This window comes from Streptomyces sp. NPDC058985 (assembly GCF_042740985.1).
Classification (GTDB): Bacteria; Actinomycetota; Actinomycetes; order Streptomycetales; family Streptomycetaceae; genus Streptomyces.
In genome coordinates this window covers 1-23646 of record NZ_JBHYJX010000033.1, presented here as the reverse complement: position 1 = coordinate 23646, position 23646 = coordinate 1, and the positions used below count along the sequence as shown (strand labels likewise).

Genomic DNA, 23646 nt, shown 5'->3' with positions numbered 1-23646 from the left:
CTCGTGCGGGAACCGCTCCGCTCAGGAGGCGGCACCCGGCCTGTCCACGAGTTCCACCTGGTCCACGGCGTTGCACCAGCGGCACCGCACCGACTCGACGGTCTCGCTGAGCACCTCGCGCTCCTCGACCTTCGGCTCGCCGGCCAGGTCGAGGTGGACGTACTCGACGACCTTCGAGGCCCGGGTCACGTCGAATCGGGTCAGGTTGCCGCACAGGGTGCAGCGCCACCGTGTCGTGTCCGTCGGCAGGGGAACCGTCATCGTGGCTGTTCGCTCTCTTCCAGTGTCGGTGACGCGCCGGGCTCCCCCGGTGCGTGTGGCTCGTAACCCTACGGCCTGGCGGGTACCCGACGCCCGCGTGTCCACGGCGGCGAGGCGGTATGAGCGGTTGCGGCCGGTTACGTCATGCTCTGTGTCCATGATCGGTGACTGGAGCAGGACGGCCCTCGGGACGGCTCGAACGCTCGGCACGGCCCTGACGCCACGGGGCCGTGCGGCACCGGTGACGTACACGCTGATCACCCTCTGCTGTGTGCTGTTCCTGGTCAGCCCGGCGGCGGGCCTCAATCCGGCGTACGGCACCGGGGAGGAGCTGCTGGCCGCGCAGCGCGCGTACTTCCGGCGCTGGGGCGTGATCCCCGCAGAACTGTTCGAGGGCTCCCCCGGTTCCGCGCTCACCCCCGCCACGGCGCTGTTCGTCCACGGCAGCTGGGTGCATCTGCTGGGCAACATGCTCTTCCTGTACGTCTTCGGCGCGATGACCGAGGAACGCATGGGCCGGTTCCAGTTCGCCCTGTTCTACCTCGGCTGCGGCTACCTGGCGCTGCTCGGCTACGCGGGCGCGAACGCCCACTCCCAGCAGACCCTGGTCGGCGCCTCCGGGGCGATCTCCGCGATCCTCGGCGCGTTCCTGTTCCTCTTCCCCCGCGCCCGGGTGACCAGCCTCCTGCCCTTCCTCTTCTTCCTGCCCCTGCGCTTCCCGGCCTGGCTGGTCCTCCCGTTCTGGGCGGCCCTGCAGTGGATGGCGGCGGGCCGGGCGGGCGACGGCCCGGGGGTGGCGTACCTCGCCCACCTGGTGGGCTTCGGCCTGGGCTTCAGCTTCGCGTGGGTGCGGTTCGGGCGTACGACTAGAGTGAAGGGCGTTCCAGTGGCGGCCCCCGAGGGAGAGAACCAGCCGTGATCAGCGCGATCGTGCTCATCAAGACCAGCGTGGACCGGATTCCCGAGATCGCGGAGCAGATCGCCGCGCTGGAGAGCGTCAGCGAGGTCTTCTCCGTGACCGGCACGTACGACCTGATCGCCATGGTGCGGGTGAGCCGGCACGAGGACCTGGCCGACGTCATCCCGGGCCGGATCAGCAAGATCCCGGGCGTGGAGGGCACCGACACCCACGTCGCGTTCCGGACGTACTCGCAGCACGACCTGGAGGCGGCGTTCGCCATCGGGCTCGACAGCTGAGCCGGCGCTCCGCGGGCCGTCGCGGATGAAGGGTTCTTCATGCGGGACTCATCGGAACCACCGGGTACCGGGCGCAGCATCGGACGTATGGTCTTCTCCCGCCGGATGGCGGCACTCGCCGCCGTCGTCCTGATTCCCCTCGGTATCGCCGCTACCAGTTTCGCCCTCACCGACAGTCCGAAGGAGCCCAGGGTCCCGGCGAAGGTGGAGCTGGAGAGCGGCTCCCCCAGCCCCGCACCCACCTCCTCCTCGCCCCAGCCCACGCCCAGCGACCAGGTGGTGACCCGGCCGCCGGTGACGGACGGCCCTTCGGATGACGACGATGACGACGACCGAGGCCGGGACGGCGGCGACGACGGGGCCGGGGACGACGGGGCCGACGGCTGACCGTGAACGCCGACGGATCTCGGCCCGGGTCCGCATCCTGCTCTGGCTGCTGCTCGTGATGGCGGTCGCGCTCGCCTCGGTGGCGGCGACCACCCGCTCGATCCTGCTGCGCGACACCGACCAGCGGATCAACGGCCTGCTCGCACAGGAGGCCGGAGAGTTCGCCAACTTCGAGGAGCAGGGGTTCGACCCGGAGACCGGCCGCCCCTTCACCGACCCCGGCCGGCTACTGCGGGTCTTCCTGGAGCGGCAGTACGCCGACCTGGACGAGGAACTGGTCGGCCTGGTGGGCGAGGTGGGCAGCAGGCCCACCCAGATCATCCAGCAGCGCGAGATCCCCGTCGACCGCCCCCTGCACGAGGACGCCGACGCCCGGCGCCGCATCCACGCCTCGCCCGACTCCACCGGCACCCTGGAGCGGCCCGAGGGCGAGATCCGCTGGGCCAAGGTCACCGTGGCCCGCTACGGCGGCGAACCGGCGGCCGCCTTCGTGGTGGCCTTCCACCCGGGGCGCGAACAGGCCCGCGCGGACGCGGTGTTCCGCGTCCTGCTCGCCATCTCCGGCGTCGCCCTGCTGATGACGACCGGCATCGCCTGGGTGGTCGCCGGCCGCATCCTCAAACCGGTGCGCCTGGTGCGTACCACGGCCGCCCAGCTCACCGAGCAGGACCTGACCCGGCGCATCCCGGTGCACGGCCACGACGACGTCGCCGCCCTGGCCGAGACCTTCAACGCCATGCTGGACCGGCTGGAGCGCGCCTTCGCCACCCAGCGCCGGTTCGTCGACGACGCCGGCCACGAACTGCGCACCCCCATCACCATCGTGCGCGGCCACCTGGAACTGATGGGCGACGAGCCCGCCGAGCGCGAGGAGACCGTCCGGCTCGTCACCGACGAACTGGACCGGATGAGTCGCATCGTCGAGGACCTGCTGCTGCTCGCCAAGGCCGAACGCCCCGACTTCGTCACCCCCGAACCGGTGCAGCTGGCCGAACTCACCGCCGACGTCTACGTCAAGGCCCGCACCCTCGGGGACCGGGACTGGGTGCTGGCGGAGGTCGCCGACCGAGAGGCCCGGCTCGACCCCCAGCGGATCACCCAGGCCATGGTGCAGCTCGCGCAGAACGCGGTGCAGCACACCACCACCGGCCAGACCATCCGCATCGGCTCCCGCGCCGACGGCGCCCGCGTCGAGCTGTACGTCGCCGACTCCGGTCCCGGGGTCCAGGCGCAGGACGCCGAGGTGATCTTCGAGCGGTTCCGGCGCGGCACGGCGCGGCGCGGGGTGCGCGGCACGGGCGCCGGGCTCGGACTGTCGATCGTCCGGGCGATCGCCGAGGGCCACGGCGGCCGGGTCGGCCTGGGCGCCACCGAGGGCGGCGGAGCCACCTTCGTACTGACACTGGACTGACTTCGGAAGAGGCACGCCCATGAACCGCATCCTCATCGTCGAGGACGAGGAGCGCATCGCCTCCTTCGTCGAGAAGGGCCTGCGCGCCAACGGCTTCACCACCACCGCCGTCGGCGACGGCGTGGCCGCCTACGAGTACGCCCTCACCGGCGGCTTCGACCTGGTCGTGCTGGACATCGGGCTGCCCGGCCGGGACGGCTTCACGGTCCTGCGCGAGCTGCGCGAGGCCCGGGTGACGACCCCGGTGATCGTGCTCACCGCCCGCGACTCCGTCCGGGACACGGTGGCCGGCCTGGAGGGCGGCGCCGACGACTGGATGACCAAACCGTTCCGCTTCGAGGAACTGCTCGCCCGGGTGCGGCTGCGGCTGCGTACGGCCGCCCGCGCGCCGGAGGTGACGGTGCTGAAGTCGGGGGCGCTCAGCCTGGATCTGCGCACCCGCCGGGCCCGTTCCCAGGGACGCACGGTCGACCTGACGGCCCGTGAGTTCGTGCTCCTGGAGCTGTTCCTGCGCCATCCGGGGCAGGTGCTCTCCCGCGAGCAGATCCTGTCGCACGTGTGGGGCTACGACTTCGACCCGGGCTCCAACATCGTGGACGTCTACGTGCGGGCGCTGCGCAAGAAGCTCGGGGCGCAGCAGGTGGAGACCGTGCGCGGGATGGGGTACCGGCTGCCGGCCTGGTGAAGTTTCCTTCATGTGACGCTCATCGATGGCTCACCGCACCCGTGAACCCTCGATGACGTGACGTTGAACCTCCGCCTCGCGGCGGCCCTGTGCGTGGCGCTGTCCCTGTGCGCGCTGCTGGCGGTCCCCGCCAACTTCCCCGCCCTGGGCGGCGACGCGCGGCTGACCCTGGCCGTGTTCGCGCTGGCGACCTGTGCCTGGATCGGCACGCCGATCGACGACACGTACATCGCGCTGGGCGCCGGGCTCGCGCTGACCGCGACCGGAGTGATCAGCAGCGACACCCTCTTCGGCACCCTCGGGGACGCCACGGTGTGGCTGCTGATCTGCGCCTTCGTGCTGGCGGCCGCGGTGGCGCGGACCGGGCTCGCCGGGCGGGCGGCGGCGTTCCTGGTCGGCGGGGCGCGCACGGTACGGCAGTTGACGCACCTGACGACGGCCGCGCTGGTCGTGACCGCGTTCGCGGTGCCGGCCACGTCGGGCCGGGCGGCGCTCGCGCTGCCGGTGTTCCTGGCGCTCGCCAAGGCCCTCGCGGACCGGAAGCGGCTGGTGGTGATGTTGGCGCTGCTGTTCCCGACGGTGATCCTGCTGTCGGCGGTCGCCACCCTGATCGGCGCGGGCGCGCACCTGATCACGGTGTCGGTGCTGTGGGAGGCGACCGGCGACCGGATCGGGTTCACGCAATGGCTGCTGCTGGGGCTGCCGCTGGCGGTGGCCTCCTCCCATCTGGCCGCCGAGACCGTCCTGCTGACCACCACGCGCCGCGCGGACCGCAAGGGCCCGGTCCACATCACCGCCGAGGAGATACAGCGGCACAGCGAGAGCCCGGTCACCGGCCCCTGGACGCAGGCGGAGAAGCGCTGCGCCCTGCTGCTGGCCACGGTGGTGGCGCTGTGGTGCAGCGAGCCCCTGCACCACGTGTCGCCCGCCGTGGTGGCGCTGATCGGGGCGGTCGTCGCCTCCTCCCCCGCGCTGGGCACCGTACGGCTCAAGGACGCGCTGAAGACGGTTCCCTGGTCGCTGCTGCTGTTCATGGCGGCGACCATGGCGATGGGCGTGGCGCTCGCGGACTCCGGGGCTGCGAAGTGGCTGGTGTCGGGGCTGCCCGCACACGTGGCGCCGGCCGTCTTCCTCGGGGTCGTGGTCGCGGTGAGCACGGCGGCCCACCTGGTCCTCCAGTCCCGCTCGGCCCGCTCGTCCGTGCTGGTCCCGCTGGTGATCGCCGCGGCCGTCGGCGCGGGGGTCAACCCGGTCGCGGCGGCGCTCGCGTCGACCGCCGCGGCCGGCTTCTGCCACACGCTGCCGGCCTCCGCCAAGCCGGTCACGCTCTTCTCCGACCTTCCCGGCACCCCCACCTACACCCCGCGCGACCTGCTGCGGCTGTCCGCCGTTCTGGCCCCGCTGACCGCCCTGCTCGTGCTGTTCTTCGCCGCCGCCGTCTGGCCGCTGCTCGGCGTGCCCGTCACCCGATGAAGGAGTTCGCCATGTCCGCCACGTTCGCCCTGTCCTCAGCGCCCTCACCCCCCTCCCTGCTGGGCCGCGTCGCCGTCGCTCCCAGCGGCTTCAAGGAGTCCCTGTCCGCGCAGGCCGCCGCCGACGCCATCGCGGCCGGTGTCCGCCGGGTGCTGCCGGCCGCCGAGATCGACCGTATCCCGCTGGTCGACGGCGGTGAGGGCACGGCCGTGGCGCTGGCCGCCGCGACCGGCGGGCGGCTGGTCGCGCTGGCCGCCACCGGCCCGGTCGGCGAACCCGTCGGCACCCACTTCGCGCTGCTCGGCGGCCGGGACACGGCGGTGGTGGAGATGGCCGCGGTCGCGGGTCTGTCCCTGGTCTCCCGCGCCCTGCGCGACCCCGGCGCGACGACCACGTACGGCGTCGGCGAGCTGATCGGTGCCGCGCTCGACACCGGGGTACGGCGGATCCTGGTCGGCTGCGGCGACTCCGGTACCTCGGACGGGGGCGCGGGTGCGCTCCAGGCGCTCGGGGCGCGGCTGCTGGACGCGGACGGGTTCGAACTGCCGCCCGGCGGAGGCGAGCTGGTCCGGCTCGCCCGCGTCGACCCCTCCGGCCTGGACACCCGCCTGAAGGACACCGAGCTGCTCGTCGCCTGCAACCCGTACAACGTGCTGTGCGGCGAGCGGGGGGTGGCCCGGGTGTTCGGCCCGCAGAAGGGGGCGACGCCCGCGCAGGTGGAGCAGTTGTCGGCCGGTCTGGAGAACTGGGCGCGCGTCCTCACCCGCGACCTCGGGGTCGTCGGCACGGACCTGCGGGGCGGTCCCGGCACCGGTGCCTCCGGTGGGCTCGGCGCCGGGCTGGCCGCGGTCGGCGCCCGGCTGCTGCCCCGCTTCGACGTGCTGCTCGACCACCTGGACCTGGACGCCCGCCTCGCCCGTGCCGACCTGGTGCTCACCGCCGAGGGCGCCCTGGACCACCAGACGCCGCGCGGCAAGGTCCCGGCCGAGGTCGCCCGGCGCGCCAAGCGCTACGGCCGGCCCGTCCTCGCCCTGGCCGGCACGCTCGGCGAGGGCGCCCACGAGGTGCCGGGGGTGGACGCCTGCCACGGGATCATGCCGGCGCCGATGGCCCTGGCGGACGCGCTGCTGCAGGCCGCGGAGCTGCTGACGGACGCCACGGAGCGGGCGTTGCGGATGGTTCTCCTGGGGTCGCGGCTGCCGGGCCGGCCGGCTCAGGCGGCGGAGCTGCCCAGGGCGGCGGAGGTGTCGGGCACGCAGCGGCCGTCCTCGGTGCGGTAGCTCCACCGGGCGCCGTCGCTGACCAGCTCCTTGACGGCGTGCACGAACCGCTCGACGTGCTCGTCCGGGGTGCCGGCGCCGAAGCTCACGCGGATGGCGTTGAGAGACTTCTCCCCCGGCGCCGCCTCCGGGGCGCCGCACTCGCCCTGCGCCCCGGGCTCGCCGCCGAGCAGGGTGCGCACCAGCGGGTGGGCGCAGAAGAGGCCGTCGCGCACCCCGATGCCGTACTCGGCGGAGAGCGCGGCGGCGAAGTGGGAGCTGTTCCAGCCGTCGACGACGAAGGAGAGCACGCCCACGCGGGGCGCGTCGTCGCCGAAGAGGGAGAGGATCCGCACCTCGGGCACCTCGGCGAGGCCCTCCCGCACCTTGGCGATCAGGTACTCCTCGCGAGCGACCAGCGAGCCGAACCCGGCCTCGGTGAGGGCCTTGCAGGCGGAGGCGATCGAGTAGGCGCCGATGACGTTGGGCGACCCGGCCTCGTGCCGGGCGGCGCTCTCGTGCCAGCGCACGTCCACACCGCCGTCGGCGCGCCGGGTGACGCTGCGGCTGGCACCGCCGCCGGCGAGGTACGGCTCGGCCTCGCGCAGCCAGTCGGCCCGTCCGGCCAGCACACCGGAGCCGAACGGGGCGTACAGCTTGTGCCCGGAGAAGGCGACCCAGTCGACGTCGAGGTCGCGCACGCTCACCGGGTGGTGCGGGGCGAGCTGGGCGGCGTCCAGCACGATCCGGGCGCCGTGCGCGTGCGCGGCGGCGGCCAGTTCGCGCACCGGCCACAGCTCGCCGGTGACGTTGGAGGCACCGGTGACGCAGACCAGGGCGGGCCCGTACGGCTCACGGGCGGCGAGGGCGCGCTCCAGCGTCTCGACGGCCTCGGCGTGCGTGCGGGGGGCGTCGAGGTAGGTCACGTCCGCGTCCCTCCAGGGCAGCAGCGAGGCGTGGTGCTCGGTCTCGAAGACGAAGACCCGGCAGCCGGCCGGCAGCGCGCCGGCCAGCAGGTTCAGGGAGTCGGTGGTGGACCGGGTGAACACGACCTGGTCGTCCTCGCGGCAGCCGAGGAAGTCGGCGACGGTGGCGCGGGCGTTCTCGAACAGGTCGGTCGACAGCTGCGACAGGTACCCGGCCCCGCGGTGCACGCTGCCGTAGTACGGGGCGTAGGCCGCCACGTCGTCCCAGACCCGCTGGAGCGCGGGGGCGCTGGCGGCGTAGTCGAGCGCGGCGTAGGTGACCTCGCCGCCGGTGACGAGCGGGACGGTGACGTCGCGGCCCAGGACGGGCAGCGGGGTGGCGACAGCGGTGGGTACGGACATGGCGGACTCCCGTGAGGACCAGCGCGGAGCAGGGCGCTGTGAAAGAGAAGAAAAGGGTGTGCGGAGGCGGGGCTCTGCGGCCCTATCGCATTCGCTGGTTCACGGGAGACTCCCTCGGACGACCCAGGACCCCTGGTTCCGCGAGGGGTCCGCGCTTGCCGTGAACCTTGCTGTCCACGGCCTGGTCTTCACCCGGGGCACCCCGCCACGGACGGAGGGTTGCCGGACAGTCGGCCGGGGCCTCATGACTGTCACTCATGACCTGTCGAAAAACTTATGGGAAGTGATCGGCGTCCCGCAACCCGAGTCCGGATCGCGGGACGCACGTCACACGTCACACGTCACACGTCACACGGTGGGGCCTACGCGTTGCTGGCGGCCACCCAGCGGTCCAGGGCGCGTTTGGCGGCGCCCGAGTCGATCGCCTCGGCCGCCAGGTCCATGCCGGCCCGGATACGCTCCGCCAGCGGGCCCTCGCCGCCTTCCAGGGCGACCAGGGCGGCCGCCGAGTTCAGCAGCACGGCGTCCCGCACGGGGCCCGTCTCGCCGTTCAGCAGGCGCCGGGCCACGTCGGCGTTGTAGGAGGCGTCGGCGCCGCGCAGGGCCTCGACCGGCACCAGGTCGAGGCCGACGTCCCGCGGGTCGAAGGTCTCCTCGGTCACCCGGCCGTCGCGCACCACCCAGACCCGGGAGGTGGCGGTCGTGGTCAGCTCGTCGAGGCCGTCGTCGCCCCGGAAGACCAGGGACGAGTGGCCGCGCTCGGCGAAGACACCGGCGATGATCGGGGCCATCCGGGCGTGGGCGACGCCGATCGCCTGGGCCTTGACCTTCGCGGGGTTGGTCAGCGGGCCCAGGAAGTTGAACACCGTGCGGATGCCGAGCTGGCCGCGCGCCGAGGCCACGTGGCGCAGCGCCGGGTGGAACTTCACGGCGAAGCAGAAGGTGATGCCGGCCTCGTCGGCGACCTCGGCGACCCGCTGCGGCGTCAGTTCCAGATTGACGCCGAGCTTCTCCAGGACGTCGGAGGCCCCGGAGGCCGAGGAGGCGGCGCGGTTGCCGTGCTTGACGACCTTCGCGCCGGTGCCGGCCACGACGATCGCCGACATGGTGGAGATGTTGACCGTCTTCGCACCGTCGCCCCCGGTCCCGACGATGTCGACCGTCTCGCCCGGCACCTCGATGACGTTGGCGTGCGCGTACATGGTGCGGACCAGGCCGGAGATCTCCTCCACGGTCTCGCCCTTGAACCTGAGGCCCACCGCGAGGCCGGCGATCTGCGCGTCGGTCGCCTCGCCGCGCATGATCACGTCCAGCGCCCACGCGGTGTCGTCCTGGGACAGGTCGTGGCCGTCCAGCAGCCGGTTCAGCAGGGCGGGCCAGGAGCGGCCGCCCGCGGTGTCGCCTCCAGCGGGGGTCACAGCGCTCATGGCCGCTCCTGATGGTCGTGGATCGTGGAGAAGGAGTGTGGTCCCACCCTATCCAGCCCCGGGCACGGCGAAGGGCCCCGTCCGCGGAACGGACGGGGCCCTTCGACCGTGGTGTGGCGACGCAGGAGGGTCAGTGGTGGCCGTGGCCGCTCGTGATCTCCTTGTACTCCTCGACGGTCGGCTTCGGAATCTGCGACTCCTCGCCGTAGTACGACTCGCTCAGCTTGGCGCGGAGCTTCTCGGTGCGGGACACCTTGCGCTCGACGCCGTTCTCGTCGACCGTCGGGCCGATCTCGGCGGGCTTGTACTGGTCGTGCGCGGTGAGGGTGTGCAGCTGCTCCTGGCTGAGCGGCTCGTGCACCTCGATGAACTCACCGTGCGGCAGGCGCTTGATGATGCCCGACTCGCGGCCGTGCAGCACCTTCTCCTTGTCCCGGCGCTGGAGGCCGAGGCAGATCCGCTTGGTGGCGATGAACGCGAGGACCGGTCCGACGAAGAACGCGATGCGGACGAACCAGGTGATCGCGTTGATCGACAGGTGGAAGTGGGTGGCCCACAGGTCGTTGCCGCCACCGACCAGCAGCACGAAGTACACCGTGATCCAGGCGACACCGAAGGCGGTACGCGTCGGGGCGTTGCGCGGGCGGTCCAGGATGTGGTGCTCGCGCTTGTCCCCGGTGACCCAGGACTCGATGAACGGGTAGACCGCGATCGCCACCAGCACCAGCGGGAAGATCATCAGCGGGACGAACACGCCCAGGGCGAGCGTGTGACCCCAGAAGTCGATCTCCCAGCCGGGCATCACACGGATCAGACCCTCGGAGAAGCCCATGTACCAGTCGGGCTGCGCGCCGGTGGAGACCTGGTCCGGCCGGTAGGGGCCGATGGCCCAGATCGGGTTGATCGTGGCGATGGCCGAGACTGCGGCGATCACACCGAAGACCAGGAAGAAGAAGCCTCCGGCCTTCGCCATGTACACCGGCAGCAGCGGCATGCCGACGACGTTCTTGTTGGTCTTGCCCGGACCCGCGAACTGCGTGTGCTTGTGGTAGAAGACCAGGATCAGGTGGCCGACCACCAGGCCGAGCATGATGCCCGGCAGCAGCAGGATGTGGATCGAGTAGAACCGGGCCACGAAGTCGTGGCCGGGGAACTCCCCGCCGAACAGGAAGAACGAGATGTACGTGCCGACGATCGGCACGGACAGGATCGCGCCCTCCATGAAGCGGATACCGGTGCCGGAGAGCAGGTCGTCCGGGAGCGAGTAACCGGTGAAGCCGGTGAACATGCCGAGGACGAACAGCAGGAAGCCGAACAGCCAGTTGATCTCACGCGGCTTGCGGAACGCGCCGGTGAAGAAGACGCGCATCATGTGCACGAACATGCCGGCCAGGAAGATCAGCGCAGCCCAGTGGTGGATCTGCCGGATGAGCAGACCGCCGCGGACGTCGAAGCTGATGTCCAGCGTGGAGGCGTACGCCTCACTCATCAGCTGGCCCTGCAGCGGCACGTACGAGCCGTGGTACGTGACCTCGTTCATCGACGGGTGGAAGAACAGCGTCAGGTACACACCCGTGAGGATGATGATGATGAAGCTGTAGAGGCAGATCTCACCCAGCATGAACGACCAGTGGTCGGGGAAGATCTTGCGCATGTTGGCCTTGGCCAGGGAGTAGATCCCCAGCCGGCCGTCGGCCCAGTCGGCGACGCGCTCGCCGGCCGGTGCCTTCCCGCGAGAGCGCGGGGCTTCGTTGGGTGTAGTACTCATCCGCGCTCCCAGAAGGAAGGACCGACGGGCTCGTCGAAGTCGCCGAGCGCTTCGAGGTACCCCTCGTCGTTCACGCCGATGCGCAGCTGCGGCAGGGCGTGACCCGCGGGACCGAAGATCACCCGGGCACCGTCGGCAAGGTCGAAGGTGGACTGGTGGCAGGGGCAGAGCGCGTGGTGCGTCTGCTGCTCGTACAGGGAGATCGGGCAACCGACGTGGGTGCAGATCTTCGAGTACGCCACGATGCCCTCGTGCGACCACTCGAGCTCGCGCTTGTCCTTGATGGCGTCCGGCTCCAGCCGGATGATCATCAGGGCCGCCTTGGCGATCTCGTTCATGAACCCCTCGTCGTGCTCCTCCAGGCCCTCGGGCTTGGCGAAGGTGAGGGAGCCCACCGCGACGTCGGCGGGACGCAGCGGCTCGTTGGTGTTCATGTTGACGAGCAGCTTGCCCTTGGACCACAGGGTGTGGCGGAGGCTGGTGCCGGGCAGCGGGCCGAGGTCGCGCAGCAGGACGACGCCGGAGAGCGGCACCAGGGTGAGCGCGCCCAGCATCGTGTTGCGGATCAGCTTGCGGCGCCCGATCACGGACTCCTTGGCGCCCTGCTTGAAGTCCGCGTGGACCTTGGCACGGGTCTCGGTGTCGGCCTCGATCGCGTGCCGCTCGTCGGCGACCTCCTCGTCGGACATCAGGGTGCGGGCCCAGTGGACCGCGCCCGCGCCGATCGCGAACAGCGCGACGCCGAGCGTCATGCCGAGCGCGAAGTTCAGCGCGCTGATGTGACCGATCGGCCAGATGTAGACCGACTTGTCGACCGGGATCGCCACGAACGAGGCGATGAAGCCGATGGTGGCCAGCATCGACACCGTGAACAGCAGGGCGACCGTGCGCTCGGACCGCTTGGCGGCCCGCTCGTCGATGTCCTGGATCCGGTGCTCGTGGGGCGGCAGCCCCGGGTCGGCGAACGGGTTCTCCTCGTCCGCGACCTTCACCGCGCCGTGCGCGTGGCCCTGCTCAGCGGGCAGGTTCTCTTCAGGAATGTCTTGGCTACTCATGACTTCTTGGCCTTTGCGGTCCGAGCGGCGACCCAGACGGCGACCGCGATCAGCGCGCCCAGTCCGAAGACCCACGCGAACAGACCCTCGCTGACCGGGCCCAGTCCGCCGAGGCTGAGGCCACCGGGCTCGACGGTGTCGTCACCGTTGACCGCGTCCAGGTAGGCGATGATGTCCTTCTTGTTCTGCTCCGACAGCGTGGTGTCGGGGAAGGAGGGCATGTTCTGCGGGCCGGTCTGCATGGCCTCGTAGATGTGCTTGGGGTCGACACCCTCGAGGGTCGGCGCGTACTTGCCGTGCGTCAGGGCGCCGCCCTTGCCGGTGAAGTTGTGGCACTGCGCGCAGTTGGTGCGGAACAGCTCGCCGCCCTTGGCGATGTCCGCGCCCTCCGGACCGTACTTCTCCTCCGAGGGGACGGCGGGGCCGGCACCCAGCGAGGCGATGTAGGCCGCGAGCTGGTCGATCTCCGCCTGGGAGTAGATGACCTTCTTCTTCGGGACCTGCGCGCCGGGCTGCTGGGCCGGCATGCGGCCGGTGCCGACCTGGAAGTCGACGGCGGCGGCGCCCACGCCCACCAGGCTCGGGCCGTCGGTGGTGCCCTGCCCTCCGGTGCCGTGGCAACTGGCACAGCCGACGGCGTAGAGCTTCTTGCCCTCGTCGATGGCGAGGGACTGGGCGGTTTCATCGGCCTGCGCCTTGCTCGCGGGTGCGAACGCGGCGTACAGCCCCCCTGTGCATGCCAGCGCGAGGAGTAGGACGACGAGCGCCGCCAGCGGATGGCGTCGTCGTGCGGAGAGCTTTTTCACGGATTACCCCGGTGTCAGGATCTTCTGCGTCGATGCTTCTGGTATTGCGCGGGTGCGTGCCGCGACTACTTGATCATGTAGATCGTGGCGAAGAGGCCGATCCAGACGACATCGACGAAGTGCCAGTAATAGGACACGACGATGGCCGCGGTCGCCTGCTCGTGGGTGAACCTCCGGGCCGCGTAGGTGCGGCCGAGGACCAGCAGGAAGGCGATGAGGCCGCCCGTCACGTGCAGTCCGTGGAAGCCGGTGGTCAGGTAGAACGCCGAGCCGTACGGGTCGGACGAGAGCGAGAGACCCTCGTGCTTGACCAGCTCGGTGTACTCGAACACCTGACCGCCGATGAAGATCGCACCCATCACGAAGGTGACGATGAACCACATCCGGAGCTTCTTCACGTCACCGCGCTCGGCCGCGAACACGCCGAGCTGGCAGGTGAGGGAGGAGAGCACCAGGATCGTGGTGTTCGTCGCGGAGAACGGGAAGTTCAGCGCGTCGGCCTTCTCGGACCAGAAGTCCGGGCCGGTCACCGATCGCAGGGTGAAGTACATCGCGAAGAGGGCCGCGAAGAACATCAGCTCGGAACTCAACCAGATGATGGTTCCGACGCTGGTGAGGTTCGGCCGGTTGACCGACGGGTGCGCGTGCCCGGTTTCTACTGTCGTTGCTGTCGCCACGACCGACATTATGTCGGTCGCTTATCCCGCCCTCACCCCGGGGGGTGCCGTTCGGAGTGTCCGCCCCGTCTGTACTGCCCGTATGGCCCATCGAACGGCCCGTCGAAGGCGTGTCCGAACCGGTGTTGACGAGGTGTTCAAGGGAGTAGCATCCGCCCCAACGGGCTACGACAGCCACGACTGCCTTACCGGTCTTCACCGCGTATCGGAGGAAGCATGCAGGCGACCGCCACGGTGCTGGTCTACAGCGACGACTCCAACACCCGCGAACAGGTGCGGCTCGCGACCGGCCGCCGGCCGGCTCCGGACGTGCCCGTCGTCGAGTTCGTGGAGTGCGCGACTCCGGCCGCCGTGCTGAAGGAGCTGGACAAGGGCGGGATCGACGTCTGCGTGCTGGACGGCGAGGCCGTGCCCATGGGCGGTATGGGGGTGTGCCGCCAGATCAAGGACGAGATCTTCATGTGTCCTCCGGTACTGCTGCTGATCGCGCGCCCGCAGGACGCGTGGCTGGCCACGTGGAGCCGCGCGGAGGCCGCTGTGACGCTGCCGGTGGAGCCGGTGGAGTTCGCGGGTGCGCTGGCCGCGCTGCTTCGTGAGAAGAGGCTGCAGGGCGTTTAGGGCGCCCTTAGGGGGTGGGGGCGGGGTTGTGTGGCGGGTGCGGCGCCGTTGTGGCTTGTCGCGCCCACGCGGCGGAGCCGCACATCGACACGGCCCCGCGCCCCTAGGTGGGTCAAACCACTGTCGGGCGTAGGCGTGCCGTTTCCTGGTTGCTTGCGGCACTGCCCGTGCCGCCGGTGAGGGCGCTGCCCGTGCGCCACTTGTTCCAGTCCAGGTTCCAGTCGCCGAAGCCGTTGCCGAACGGCTCCATCATCTCGCCGCCGGAGTTGACCACCTCCACGAGGTCGCCCTCCTGGACGGCCTTGAAGAACCACTCCGCGTTGGCGGTGCTCATGCCGACGCAGCCGTGACTCACGTTGGCCGAGCCCTGGGAGCCGACGGACCAGGGGGCGGCGTGCACGTACTCGCCGCTCCAGGTGACGCGGGTGGCGAAGTGGACCGGCAGGTCGTACGACTCCGAGGAGCCCTCGGCGATGCCCACGGTGGTGCTGCGCATGCGTACGAAGGGTTCCTTGCCGAGGACGACCTTGACGCCGTTGCGGGTGTCGAAGCCGGGCTTGCCGGTGGTGACCGGGATCTGCTTGATCTCCTTGCCGTCCTGGAAGACGGTCAGCGTGTGTGCGGCGGCGTCGGTGACGGCCACCACCCGGTCGTCCGTGGTGATCTTCAGGGGCTTGGCGGCGCCGCCCCACATCCGGTCGCCGACCTTGATGCCGTCGAGGGTGCTGCGGACCTGAATGGTCGCGTGCGCGGGCCAGAACTCCTTCGGGCGGTAGTGGAGCTTCTTGTCGTCCACCCAGTGCCACGCGCCCTCCACCGCGGGCGTGGAGTCCACCTTCAGCGCACGCTCCACTATGGCCCGCTGCGCCTTGTCCCGGACCGGCTGGCTCAGCTCCGCGGTGACGGGCTGGCCGACCCCGTACGCGCCCGCCTTGGGCCCGAAGGTGATGCCCAGCGTCTTCTTGGCGCCGGGCTTGCCCGTCTCGAAGGTGAGCACCTTGCGGCCGGGCGCCCCGTCGCCGTCCTCGGTGCTGACCCGCACCGTGTAGCTGGCGTTGGCGGCCAGGGGTGAGGTGCTGTGCCAGCGGGCGCCGTCGGCGGACAGTTCCCCGGCGACGTAGCGGCCGGACGCGTCGACGGCCGTGACGTCCGTGATGCGCCCGTCGGCGCCCTCGGCGACGACCTCCAGGGGTTTGTCCGGGTCGGCTTTCTTCCCGGCGTCCTTGGGGCCGTTGAAGGAGATCTGGCCGGCCGCGTCGTAGGGCGAGGCGGACAGCGGGTTGTCGTCGTCGCCGGTGCAGGCGGTGACGGACGCGCCGAGGGCCATCACCAGCAGGGTGCAGCCGACGACCGTACGCCCCCGCGCCTGGAAGTGATCCGTGTCGCTCATGACCTCACGCTAGGGAGCCACGTCAAGGACGGCACGGTGGGTAATCCGGACGAGTGAAAGGCGTACGGCATACGAAGGGCCCGGACGCTCCTGACGGAGTGTCCGGGCCCCTCTGTGCTCAGCGCGTGCTACTGGGTGCGGTTCTCACCGCGGTAGTACTCGAAGACCCAGCCGAACAGGCCGACCAGGATCACCGGTGCCGAGAAGTACATGATCCACCAGCCGACGGCCACGCCCAGGAAGGCGAGCGCACCGCCGAGGCCGAGCGCGAGCGGCTGCCAGCTGTGCGGGCTGAAGAACCCGACCTCGCCGGCGTCGTCCGCGACGTCCGCCTCCTTGTTGTCCTGCGCACCGACGTCGACCCGCTTGGCCGTGAAGGCCAGGTAGAAGCCGATCATGATGGACAGGCCGAAGGCCAGGAAGAGCGCCGTGGTGCCGGCCGGTTCCTTGGACCAGTAGCCGTAGACGACCGCCACGACGAGGATGAAGACGCTCAACCAGATGAACATCTTGCCCTGGATCTTCACTTCCCGGCCTCCTTGCCGCCGGCGAGGGTCTTCTCCCCGTGACCGACGTTCTCCAACTGGTCGATCGCCGAGATCTCGGGGTGGTGCAGGTCGAACGCCGGGGATTCGCTGCGGATGCGCGGCAGGGTGAGGAAGTTGTGCCGCGGCGGCGGGCAGGAGGTCGCCCACTCCAGCGAACGCCCGTAGCCCCACGGGTCGTCCACTTCGACCGGCTTGCCGTACTTGGCCGTCTTCCAGATGTTGTAGAAGAACGGCAGGATCGACGCGCCGAGCAGGAACGAGCTGATCGTCGAGATCGTGTTCAGGGCGGTGAACCCGTCGGCCGCCAGGTAGTCCGCGTACCGGCGGGGCATGCCCTCGGCACCCAGCCAGTGCTGGACCAGGAACGTGCCGTGGAAGCCGACGAAGAGCGTCCAGAACGTGATCTTGCCCAGGCGCTCGTCCAGCAGCTTGCCGGTGAACTTCGGCCACCAGAAGTGGAAGCCCGCGAACATCGCGAACACCACCGTGCCGAACACCACGTAGTGGAAGTGCGCCACCACGAAGTACGAGTCCGAGACGTGGAAGTCCAGCGGCGGCGAGGCCAGGATGACACCGGTCAGACCACCGAAGAGGAAAGTGATCAGGAAGCCGGTGGACCACAGCATCGGTGTCTCGAAGGACAGCGAGCCCTTCCACATGGTGCCGATCCAGTTGAAGAACTTCACACCGGTCGGGACCGCGATCAGGAAGGTCATGAAGGAGAAGAACGGCAACAGCACGCCGCCCGTGACGTACATGTGGTGCGCCCACACCGTCACCGACAGGCCCGCGATCGCGATGGTCGCCGCGATCAGACCCGTGTAACCGAAGATCGGCTTGCGGGAGAAGACCGGAATGATCTCACTGATGATGCCGAAGAACGGCAGCGCGATGATGTACACCTCGGGGTGGCCGAAGAACCAGAACAGGTGCTGCCACAGCAGCGCCCCGCCGTTGGCCGAGTCGAAGATGTGCGCACCGAACTTGCGGTCCGCCTCCAGCGCGAACAGGGCCGCGGCCAGCACCGGGAAGGCCAGCAGGACCAGCACCGCGGTCAGCAGCACGTTCCAGGTGAAGATCGGCATCCGGAACATCGTCATGCCGGGCGCGCGCATGCAGATGATCGTGGTGATGAAGTTGACCGCGCCGAGGATGGTGCCGAAGCCGGAGAAGGCCAGACCCATGATCCACAGGTCACCGCCGATGCCGGGCGAGTGCACCGCGTCGGACAGCGGGGAGTAGGCGAACCAGCCGAAGTCGGCCGCACCCTGCGGGGTCAGGAACCCGCCCACCGCGATGGTCGAGCCGAACAGGTACAGCCAGTAGGCGAACATGTTCAGCCGCGGGAACGCCACGTCCGGCGCGCCGATCTGCAGCGGCATGATCCAGTTCGTGAAGCCGGCGAACAGCGGCGTCGCGAACATCAGCAGCATGATCGTGCCGTGCATCGTGAACGCCTGGTTGAACTGCTCGTTCGACATGATCTGCAGACCCGGCCGGGCCAGCTCGGCGCGCATGAAGAGCGCCATCACGCCACCGATGCAGAAGAAGGCGAACGACGTCACCAGATACAGCGTGCCGATCGTCTTGTGGTCAGTGGTCGTCAGCCACTTGACCACGACGTTGCCGGGCTGCTTGCGCCGTACCGGCAGCTCGTTCTCGTACGAGTCCTCCGCTGCCGAGGCACCCTGGGGTTCGTTGAGGATGCTCACAGGTTGTTCGTCTCCCGGTTCTTCTCGTGGCTCGTCTGCGCGATGCCTGCGGGAACGTAACCGGTCTGCCCCTTCTTCACGAGGTCCTGGAGGTGCTGCTCGTAGCGCTCCGGGGAGACGACCTTCACGTTGAACAGCATCCGGGAGTGGTCCACGCCGCACAGCTCGGCGCACTTGCCGAGGAAGGTGCCCTCCTTGTTGGGGGTCACCTCGAAGGCGTTGGTGTGGCCCGGAATGACGTCCTGCTTCATGAGGAACGGCACCACCCAGAAGGAGTGGATGACGTCACGCGAGGTCAGGACGAAGCGGACCGTCTTGCCCTTGGGGAGCCAGAGGGTCGGACCGGGGTTGTCGGTCTGCGGGTTCCGCGTGCTCGGGGTACCGCAGTCGTAGGTGCCGCCGGCGTTGGCCGGGAAGTCCTCCTTGAACCGGTCCGGGATGGCGGACAGTTCCTCGGAGGTCTTGGCGTCACCGGAGGAACCGTTGACGCTCTCGACGTAGTTGAAGCACCAGCTCCACTGGAAGCCGACCACGTTGACCGTGACGTCGGGCTTCTTCTTGAGGTTCAGGAGCTCGGACTCGTCACGCGCGGTGAAGTAGAACAGCACCGAGACGATGACGAGCGGAACCATGGTGTACAGCGCCTCGATGGGCAGGTTGTACCTGGTCTGCGGAGGGACCTCGACCTTGGTGCGGCTGCGCCGGTGGAAGAACACACTCCACAGGATCAGGCCCCACACCAGCACGCCGGTGGCCAGCGCGGCCGCCCAGGAGCCCTGCCACAGGGAGAGGATCCGCGGAGCCTCTTCCGTGGTGGGGGTGGGCAAGCCGAGGCGGGGGAAGTCCTCGTATGTGCAACCTGTGGCGGTCGCCAGGACCAGGCCCGCGGTCAGTGCCTGCAGCAGCTTCCGCCGCATCGGGCGCCGCGGCGAGCGGTCGGAGCCGTTGGGACTCACGTAGCGCCTTCCCGAGAGTCTCGCCCGCGCTGTTCGGCTGCGGCCTTCTCGCTGGTCGGTCGCCGCCCTGCGTCGGGCAGGGGTTTGATGTTTATGCGGACCAAACCCTAGCCGACGCCCTCCGGGGGGTCGCGGGGAGGGTGGCATACGCGCCGGGGGTCACTCTTTAAGGGTGGGATGGGGTGCCTACGGGGGTGGGGGGGCGGGGGTCGTTCGGCGGCTTGCGGTGCGTTGTGGCTTGTCGCGCAGTTCCCCGCGCCCCTTGGCGGCGACGCCCTGCCGCACGTCATAGCGTGTGCGTGTGGCTTACTTTGACGCTGCTTCCGCTGCTCCCCTCCATCCCGTTGCCCGGCAGGCGCTGCTGGCCTCTCTTGACGAGGGGTGGGCCGATCCCGCGCGGCTCTACCGGGAGGGGCGCCGGGCGCGGCTGCTGCTCGACGCCGCCCGCGAGGCCGCCGCGGAGGCAGTGGGGTGCCGGGCCGACGAACTGGTCTTCACTCCTTCGGGGACGCGGGCGGTGCATTCAGGGGTGGCGGGGGCGCTCGCCGGGCGGCGGCGCGTCGGACGCCACCTGATCGTGTCCGCCGTCGAACACTCCTCCGTACTCCATGCGGCGGAGGAGCTGGAGCGCGACGGCGGGACCGTCACCCAGGTCCCCGTGGACCGCGTCGGCGCGGTGGACGCGGGGGCCTTCGCCGCGGCCCTCGGTGACGACACCGCGCTGGCCTGCCTCCAGTCGGCCAACCACGAGGTGGGCACCGAGCAGCCCGTGGCGGAGGTGGCGGAGGTCTGCCGGGCGGCGGGCGTGCCGCTGCTGGTGGACGCGGCCCAGTCGCTGGGCTGGGGCAAGGTGCCGGGCGACTGGTCGCTGCTCACGGCGAGCGCGCACAAGTGGGGCGGGCCGTCGGGGGTCGGGCTGCTGGTCGTGCGCAAGGGGGTGCGGTTCGCGCCGCAAGGGGCGGCGGACGAGCGGGAGTCGGGGCGGGCGCCCGGCTTCGAGAACCTGCCGGCGATCGTGGCCGCGGCGGCGTCGCTGCGGGCGGTGCGGGCCGAGGCCGCGCAGGAGGCGGACCGGCTGCGGGAGCTGACGGAGCGGATCCGGGCGCGGGTGCCCGGGCTGGTGCCGGACGTCGAGGTGGTCGGCGACGCGGTGCGGCGGCTGCCCGGGATCGTCACCTTCTCGTGTCTCTATGTCGACGGGGAGACTCTGCTGCACGAGCTGGACCGGGCCGGCTTCTCCGTCTCGTCCGGCTCCTCCTGCACCAGCAGCACGCTGACACCGAGCCACGTCCTGAAGGCGATGGGCGTGCTCACCGAGGGCAACGTCCGGGTGTCGCTGCCGCCGGGCACCCCCGCCGAGGACGTGGAGCGGTTCCTGGAGGTGCTGCCGGGCACGGTGGCCGCGGTGCGGGAGAGGCTGGGCGCGCCGGCGGCCGCGGAGTCCGCCCCTCGGACCGGGGCGGACCTCGTCGTGGACGCCATCGGCCGACGCTGCCCGATCCCTGTCATCGAACTGGCCAAGGTCATCGGCGACGTCCCCGTCGGCGGAACGGTGCGAGTGCTGTCCGACGACGAGGCGGCGCGCCTGGACATCCCGGCGTGGTGCGAGATGCGTGGCCAGGAGTACGTGGGTGAGGAGCGGGAGGAGAGGGGAACGGCCTACTTGGTCCGCCGGATCAAGTAGACCGCACCCGGCCGATCAGCCCAGCCGCCCCCGAACCTCCTCCGCCGCCTCGTCCCCGTACGCCTTGGTGAACCGCTCCATGAAGTGCCCCCGCCGCAGCTGGTACTCCTGCGTACCGACCGTCTCGATGACGAGGGTCGCCAGCATGCAGCCCACCTGCGCCGCCCGCTCCAGCGAAACGCCCCACGCCAGTCCCGACATGAACCCGGCCCGGAAGGCGTCGCCGACCCCCGTCGGGTCGGCCTTGCGCTCCTCGTCGGGCACGCCGACCTCGATGGTCTCCTCGCCGGCCCGCTCGATCCGCACGCCCCGCGCGCCGAGGGTGGTGACGCGGTGCCCGACGCGGCCGAGGATCTCCTCGTCCGTCCAGCCGGTCTTGGTCTCGATGAGCCCCTTCTCGTACTCGTTGGAGAAGAGGTAGGTCGCCCCGTCCAGCAGTATCCGGATCTCGTCGCCGTTCATCCGGGCGATCTGCTGGGAGAAGTCCGCGGCGAAGGGGATGGACCGCGCGCGGCACTCCTCGGTGTGCCGGAGCATCGCCTCCGGGTCGTCGGCGCCGATGGAGACCAGGTCGAGGCCGCCCACGCGGTCGGCGACGGTCTTCAGCTCGATGAGGCGGGCCTCGCTCATCGCGCCCGTGTAGAAGGAGCCGATCTGGTTGTGGTCGGCGTCGGTGGTGCAGACGAAGCGGGCGGTGTGCAGGGTCTCCGAGATGCGCACCGAGCCGGTGTCGACGCCGTGCCGGTCCAGCCAGGCGCGGTACTCGGCGAAGTCCGAGCCGGCCGCGCCGACCAGGATCGGCCGGATGCCGAGCTGGCCCATGCCGAAGGCGATGTTCGCGGCGACGCCGCCCCGGCGTACGTCCAGCTGGTCGACGAGGAAGGAGAGCGAGACCGTGTGCAGCTGGTCCGCGACGAGCTGGTCGGAGAATCGGCCGGGAAAGGTCATGAGGTGGTCGGTGGCGATGGAGCCGGTGACTGCGATGCGCACGGCGTGGACTCTCTCCTGAGGGGAGGCGGGTTGACAGTTCACGCTACCCGGGACCGCCTCCCGATCGAAGCAGGCAAAACTACCCGGTAGTACAACTTTCTTCGCGGTCCGGGACGTGCCTACGGTTCTGTTATGACGAACCTGAGGACCGCCGACCCCGCCCCGGCCGACCTGGACGGCGACCTGGCGTCACTGCGCGGTGACTGCGCCCGGATGACCCCGCGCTGGTCGGCCCCGGCTCACGTCGCCACCCGGCCGGTGCCCGTCTCGCTGCTCCACGGTGTGCGGGTGCCGCAGACGTCGGCCCGGTTGCTGGAGGCGATGTCGGACTACGGCGACTGAGCCGTTCGGGCGGCGCTCGCCGTCGCCGGGAACCGGATGTCCGCCCACCGCGTCCCATCGCTGTCCCCAGTAACAGCTGAAGGAGCGATGCGGTGAACAGCGAGCGACCCGACAACGACGCCACCGCGGCCGACGAGGCCGGCACCGGGCGTCCCGCGCGACGGCGTCCCTCCGCGGTCGTCGTCGCGTCGGTCGCCGCCGCCGTGCTGCTGGTCGGCACGGGCGGTGCCTACCTGGCCACGTCCGCCTCCGACGGCGACCCGGACGGCGGTACGGCGTCCGGGGCGTCGGGCGACGACACTCCCCCGCCGCTGGCCCTGGACGACCACGGGACGTCCCCCGACGGCGGTACGGACGGGACGAACGGCATCGCGCCCGGTGAGCCGAACCCGTACGGCGTCACCTACCGCGCCGAGGGCTCCCTCCCCGAGGGACCCGGCTCGGCGCCCGTGTACCGGACGAAGGGCGAGGTCACCGAGGCGGAGGTGGCCCGGCTGGCCGAGGCGCTCAAGGTGACGGGCGCACCGCGCGTCCAGGGCGGGGCCTGGAAGGTCGGCAACGCCAAGGACGGCTCGGGGCCCCTGCTGACGGTGACCACGCAGGCGCCGGGCACCTGGACGTTCCACCGCTACACACCCGGCACGGACGACTGCAAGAAGGGCGCCGTGTGCCGGGCCCCGTCCGCCGACGGGAGCCCGGTGAGCGAGGCGGCCGCGAAGAAGGCCGCGGCGCCGGTGCTGAAGGCGCTGGGCCAGGACGCCGCCAAGCTGGACGCGGGCCAGGTCATGGGCGCCCGGCGGGCCGTGAACGCCGAGCCCGAGGTCGGCGGGCTGCCCACGCAGGGCTGGACGACCGGTGTGGTCGTCGGTGCCCAGGGCGACGTGGTCGGCGGCAGCGGGCAGGTCAAGGCCCCGGTCAAGGGGGACACGTACCCCGTCCTGGGCGCGAAGGAGGCCCTGGCGCTGCTGAACTCGCCGGGCGGCGGTTCCGGGCCCGGCGCCGGGGGCATCGGGGGCTGCGCGAGCCCGGTGCCGCACGAGGACGGCGCCGGCACTCCGTGCGCGCCGCCGACCGGCTCACCGGAGAAGCCCGCACAGCAGAAGCAGACGGTCACGGTCGAGGACGCGGTGTTCGGTCTGGCCGCGCATCCGGTGCGGGGGCGGCAGACGCTGGTGCCCTCCTGGCTGTTCGAGGTGCGCGCGCCGGGCGCGGAGGACAGCTCCACGGTCACGTATCCGGCGGTCGAGCCGGAGTACCTGACGACCGCGGCCCCGGCCTCGCCGTCCCCGTCCGACAAGCCGGCCTCGAAGCCGGGCGAGCCGCGGGACGTGCGGGTGAACGGTTACACGGCCGAGGGCGGCGAGCTGACCGTGCACTTCACGGGCGGGGTGTGCGCGGACTACGAGGCGAAGGCCGAGGAGGAGGACGGGGAGGTGACCGTGAAGGTGACCGAGACCCCGCATCCGGACAAGGTGTGCATCCTGATCGCCAAGGAGTACGAGCGCACGGTGCGGCTCGACGAACCGCTCGGTGACCGGAAGGTCGTGGGTGCGGACGGCGAGAAGATCCCGCTGCACAAGCCCGGCGCGCGGCTGCCGGCGCCGTCCGGGGGCCGGTGAGGCCGGGCGCGTGAGCGGAAGAGGGCGGCGGCCCGGGGCTCTCGCCCCGGGCC

The 23646-nt window shown here is 70.8% G+C and carries 23 protein-coding genes and 1 riboswitch; of the genes, 11 read left to right on the top strand and 12 right to left on the bottom strand.

Annotated features, from left to right (window positions below):
• Nucleotides 1-21 precede the first annotated feature (21 nt).
• Complete coding sequence (locus ACFW01_RS25710; protein ID WP_064727475.1) at nucleotides 22-261, bottom strand: hypothetical protein; 240 nt, start codon at nucleotides 259-261, stop codon at nucleotides 22-24.
• A 157-nt stretch (nucleotides 262-418) separates the two neighbouring features.
• On the opposite strand from ACFW01_RS25710, the gene ACFW01_RS25705 reads away from it, so the two are divergent.
• The 7 genes from ACFW01_RS25705 (at nucleotide 419) to ACFW01_RS25675 (ending at nucleotide 6694) form a co-directional block, all read left to right on the top strand.
• A complete protein-coding gene (locus ACFW01_RS25705; protein ID WP_384507011.1) occupies nucleotides 419-1180 on the top strand; it encodes a rhomboid family intramembrane serine protease in 762 nt (253 codons plus the stop codon).
• Nucleotides 1177-1458, top strand: a complete 282-nt coding sequence (locus ACFW01_RS25700) for an Lrp/AsnC family transcriptional regulator (RefSeq protein WP_122614980.1) — start codon at nucleotides 1177-1179, stop codon at nucleotides 1456-1458. The genes ACFW01_RS25705 and ACFW01_RS25700 overlap by 4 nt, the downstream gene beginning before the upstream one ends.
• An 87-nt stretch (nucleotides 1459-1545) precedes the next feature.
• Nucleotides 1546-1845, top strand: coding sequence for a small secreted hydrophilic protein (locus ACFW01_RS25695; protein ID WP_234953817.1), 300 nt, complete (start codon nucleotides 1546-1548; stop codon nucleotides 1843-1845).
• Nucleotides 1781-3256: an ATP-binding protein gene (locus ACFW01_RS25690; protein WP_384507008.1), complete on the top strand. Its 1476-nt coding sequence runs from the start codon at nucleotides 1781-1783 to the stop codon at nucleotides 3254-3256. The genes ACFW01_RS25695 and ACFW01_RS25690 overlap by 65 nt, the downstream gene beginning before the upstream one ends.
• 19 nt (nucleotides 3257-3275) lie before the next feature.
• On the top strand, nucleotides 3276-3941 hold the full coding sequence (locus tag ACFW01_RS25685) for a winged helix-turn-helix domain-containing protein (RefSeq protein WP_234953821.1): 666 nt from the start codon (nucleotides 3276-3278) through the stop codon (nucleotides 3939-3941).
• A gap of 57 nt (nucleotides 3942-3998) precedes the next feature.
• Complete coding sequence (locus ACFW01_RS25680; RefSeq protein WP_384507005.1) at nucleotides 3999-5414, top strand: SLC13 family permease; 1416 nt, start codon at nucleotides 3999-4001, stop codon at nucleotides 5412-5414.
• 11 nt (nucleotides 5415-5425) lie between these two features.
• Nucleotides 5426-6694 carry a glycerate kinase gene (locus ACFW01_RS25675; protein WP_384507002.1) on the top strand — a complete coding sequence of 423 codons (1269 nt, stop codon included), beginning with the start codon at nucleotides 5426-5428 and terminating at the stop codon, nucleotides 6692-6694.
• On the opposite strand, the gene ACFW01_RS25670 is transcribed toward ACFW01_RS25675, so the two are convergent.
• From ACFW01_RS25670 to ACFW01_RS25645, 6 genes are all read right to left on the bottom strand, one after another.
• On the bottom strand, nucleotides 6628-8001 hold the full coding sequence (locus ACFW01_RS25670; RefSeq protein WP_234953827.1) for an aminotransferase class V-fold PLP-dependent enzyme: 1374 nt from the start codon (nucleotides 7999-8001) through the stop codon (nucleotides 6628-6630). The two genes, ACFW01_RS25675 and ACFW01_RS25670, sit on opposite strands and share 67 nt — an antisense overlap.
• 146 nt (nucleotides 8002-8147) lie before the next feature.
• Nucleotides 8148-8264: riboswitch (SAM riboswitch) on the bottom strand.
• Nucleotides 8265-8363: 99 nt separating this feature from the next.
• Nucleotides 8364-9428 (bottom strand): anthranilate phosphoribosyltransferase, encoded by a 1065-nt coding sequence (gene trpD / locus ACFW01_RS25665; protein WP_384506999.1) that lies wholly within the window; start codon nucleotides 9426-9428, stop codon nucleotides 8364-8366.
• A gap of 130 nt (nucleotides 9429-9558) precedes the next feature.
• Nucleotides 9559-11196: a cytochrome bc complex cytochrome b subunit gene (locus ACFW01_RS25660; RefSeq protein WP_384506996.1), complete on the bottom strand. Its 1638-nt coding sequence runs from the start codon at nucleotides 11194-11196 to the stop codon at nucleotides 9559-9561.
• A complete protein-coding gene (locus ACFW01_RS25655; RefSeq protein ID WP_234953833.1) occupies nucleotides 11193-12251 on the bottom strand; it encodes a Rieske 2Fe-2S domain-containing protein in 1059 nt (352 codons plus the stop codon). The genes ACFW01_RS25660 and ACFW01_RS25655 overlap by 4 nt, the downstream gene beginning before the upstream one ends.
• Nucleotides 12248-13057, bottom strand: coding sequence for a c-type cytochrome (locus ACFW01_RS25650; protein WP_064727485.1), 810 nt, complete (start codon nucleotides 13055-13057; stop codon nucleotides 12248-12250). The genes ACFW01_RS25655 and ACFW01_RS25650 overlap by 4 nt, the downstream gene beginning before the upstream one ends.
• Nucleotides 13058-13122: 65 nt before the next feature.
• Nucleotides 13123-13743: a heme-copper oxidase subunit III gene (locus ACFW01_RS25645; RefSeq protein WP_064727486.1), complete on the bottom strand. Its 621-nt coding sequence runs from the start codon at nucleotides 13741-13743 to the stop codon at nucleotides 13123-13125.
• A gap of 207 nt (nucleotides 13744-13950) precedes the next feature.
• Between ACFW01_RS25645 and ACFW01_RS25640 the strand changes: the two genes are divergently transcribed.
• Nucleotides 13951-14352 carry a hypothetical protein gene (locus ACFW01_RS25640; RefSeq protein WP_234953835.1) on the top strand — a complete coding sequence of 134 codons (402 nt, stop codon included), beginning with the start codon at nucleotides 13951-13953 and terminating at the stop codon, nucleotides 14350-14352.
• A gap of 112 nt (nucleotides 14353-14464) precedes the next feature.
• Here ACFW01_RS25640 and ACFW01_RS25635 read toward each other — a convergent pair whose 3' ends face one another.
• The 4 genes from ACFW01_RS25635 to coxB all read right to left on the bottom strand — a co-directional run bounded on the left by ACFW01_RS25635 (nucleotide 14465) and on the right by coxB (nucleotide 18958).
• Nucleotides 14465-15742, bottom strand: coding sequence for an Ig-like domain-containing protein (locus ACFW01_RS25635; protein WP_234953837.1), 1278 nt, complete (start codon nucleotides 15740-15742; stop codon nucleotides 14465-14467).
• Between the two features lie 128 nt (nucleotides 15743-15870).
• The gene (locus ACFW01_RS25630; protein WP_064727489.1) at nucleotides 15871-16269 is read right to left on the bottom strand and encodes a cytochrome c oxidase subunit 4; all 399 of its coding nucleotides are present in this window, start codon (nucleotides 16267-16269) and stop codon (nucleotides 15871-15873) included.
• Nucleotides 16266-18002, bottom strand: a complete 1737-nt coding sequence (gene ctaD, locus ACFW01_RS25625) for a cytochrome c oxidase subunit I (protein ID WP_234953839.1) — start codon at nucleotides 18000-18002, stop codon at nucleotides 16266-16268. The genes ACFW01_RS25630 and ctaD overlap by 4 nt, the downstream gene beginning before the upstream one ends.
• On the bottom strand, nucleotides 17999-18958 hold the full coding sequence (gene coxB, locus ACFW01_RS25620) for a cytochrome c oxidase subunit II (protein WP_234953841.1): 960 nt from the start codon (nucleotides 18956-18958) through the stop codon (nucleotides 17999-18001). Before coxB ends, ctaD begins: the two co-directional genes overlap by 4 nt.
• A gap of 301 nt (nucleotides 18959-19259) precedes the next feature.
• Here coxB and ACFW01_RS25615 point away from each other — a divergent pair, with 301 nt between their 5' ends.
• Nucleotides 19260-20642 carry a cysteine desulfurase/sulfurtransferase TusA family protein gene (locus tag ACFW01_RS25615; protein WP_234953843.1) on the top strand — a complete coding sequence of 461 codons (1383 nt, stop codon included), beginning with the start codon at nucleotides 19260-19262 and terminating at the stop codon, nucleotides 20640-20642.
• Between the two features lie 15 nt (nucleotides 20643-20657).
• Here the strand turns inward: ACFW01_RS25615 and ACFW01_RS25610 are convergent, their stop codons facing one another.
• Nucleotides 20658-21632 (bottom strand): carbohydrate kinase family protein, encoded by a 975-nt coding sequence (locus tag ACFW01_RS25610; RefSeq protein ID WP_122620517.1) that lies wholly within the window; start codon nucleotides 21630-21632, stop codon nucleotides 20658-20660.
• Nucleotides 21633-21764: 132 nt separating this feature from the next.
• Between ACFW01_RS25610 and ACFW01_RS25605 the strand changes: the two genes are divergently transcribed.
• Together ACFW01_RS25605 and ACFW01_RS25600 are read left to right on the top strand one after the other, a co-directional pair.
• Complete coding sequence (locus ACFW01_RS25605) at nucleotides 21765-21974, top strand: hypothetical protein (RefSeq protein WP_125494738.1); 210 nt, start codon at nucleotides 21765-21767, stop codon at nucleotides 21972-21974.
• 92 nt (nucleotides 21975-22066) lie between these two features.
• Nucleotides 22067-23593 carry a hypothetical protein gene (locus ACFW01_RS25600; RefSeq protein WP_234953844.1) on the top strand — a complete coding sequence of 509 codons (1527 nt, stop codon included), beginning with the start codon at nucleotides 22067-22069 and terminating at the stop codon, nucleotides 23591-23593.
• Nucleotides 23594-23646 lie beyond the last annotated feature (53 nt).

Excerpts from the sequence above, each read along its gene's own strand:
- ACFW01_RS25670 (WP_234953827.1), bottom strand. The coding sequence starts at position 8,001 with ATGTCCGTACCCACCGCTGTCGCCACCCCGCTGCCCGTCCTGGGCCGC.
- ACFW01_RS25605 (WP_125494738.1), top strand. The coding sequence starts at position 21,765 with ATGACGAACCTGAGGACCGCCGACCCCGCCCCGGCCGACCTGGACGGC.
- ACFW01_RS25705 (WP_384507011.1), top strand. The coding sequence starts at position 419 with ATGATCGGTGACTGGAGCAGGACGGCCCTCGGGACGGCTCGAACGCTC.
- ACFW01_RS25695 (WP_234953817.1), top strand. The coding sequence starts at position 1,546 with ATGGTCTTCTCCCGCCGGATGGCGGCACTCGCCGCCGTCGTCCTGATT.
- ACFW01_RS25690 (WP_384507008.1), top strand. The coding sequence starts at position 1,781 with ATGACGACGACCGAGGCCGGGACGGCGGCGACGACGGGGCCGGGGACG.
- ACFW01_RS25660 (WP_384506996.1), bottom strand. The coding sequence starts at position 11,196 with ATGAGTACTACACCCAACGAAGCCCCGCGCTCTCGCGGGAAGGCACCG.
- ACFW01_RS25640 (WP_234953835.1), top strand. The coding sequence starts at position 13,951 with ATGCAGGCGACCGCCACGGTGCTGGTCTACAGCGACGACTCCAACACC.
- ACFW01_RS25675 (WP_384507002.1), top strand. The coding sequence starts at position 5,426 with ATGTCCGCCACGTTCGCCCTGTCCTCAGCGCCCTCACCCCCCTCCCTG.
- ACFW01_RS25645 (WP_064727486.1), bottom strand. The coding sequence starts at position 13,743 with ATGTCGGTCGTGGCGACAGCAACGACAGTAGAAACCGGGCACGCGCAC.
- trpD (WP_384506999.1), bottom strand. The coding sequence starts at position 9,428 with ATGAGCGCTGTGACCCCCGCTGGAGGCGACACCGCGGGCGGCCGCTCC.
- ACFW01_RS25635 (WP_234953837.1), bottom strand. The coding sequence starts at position 15,742 with ATGAGCGACACGGATCACTTCCAGGCGCGGGGGCGTACGGTCGTCGGC.
- ACFW01_RS25710 (WP_064727475.1), bottom strand. The coding sequence starts at position 261 with ATGACGGTTCCCCTGCCGACGGACACGACACGGTGGCGCTGCACCCTG.
- ACFW01_RS25685 (WP_234953821.1), top strand. The coding sequence starts at position 3,276 with ATGAACCGCATCCTCATCGTCGAGGACGAGGAGCGCATCGCCTCCTTC.
- ACFW01_RS25655 (WP_234953833.1), bottom strand. The coding sequence starts at position 12,251 with ATGAGTAGCCAAGACATTCCTGAAGAGAACCTGCCCGCTGAGCAGGGC.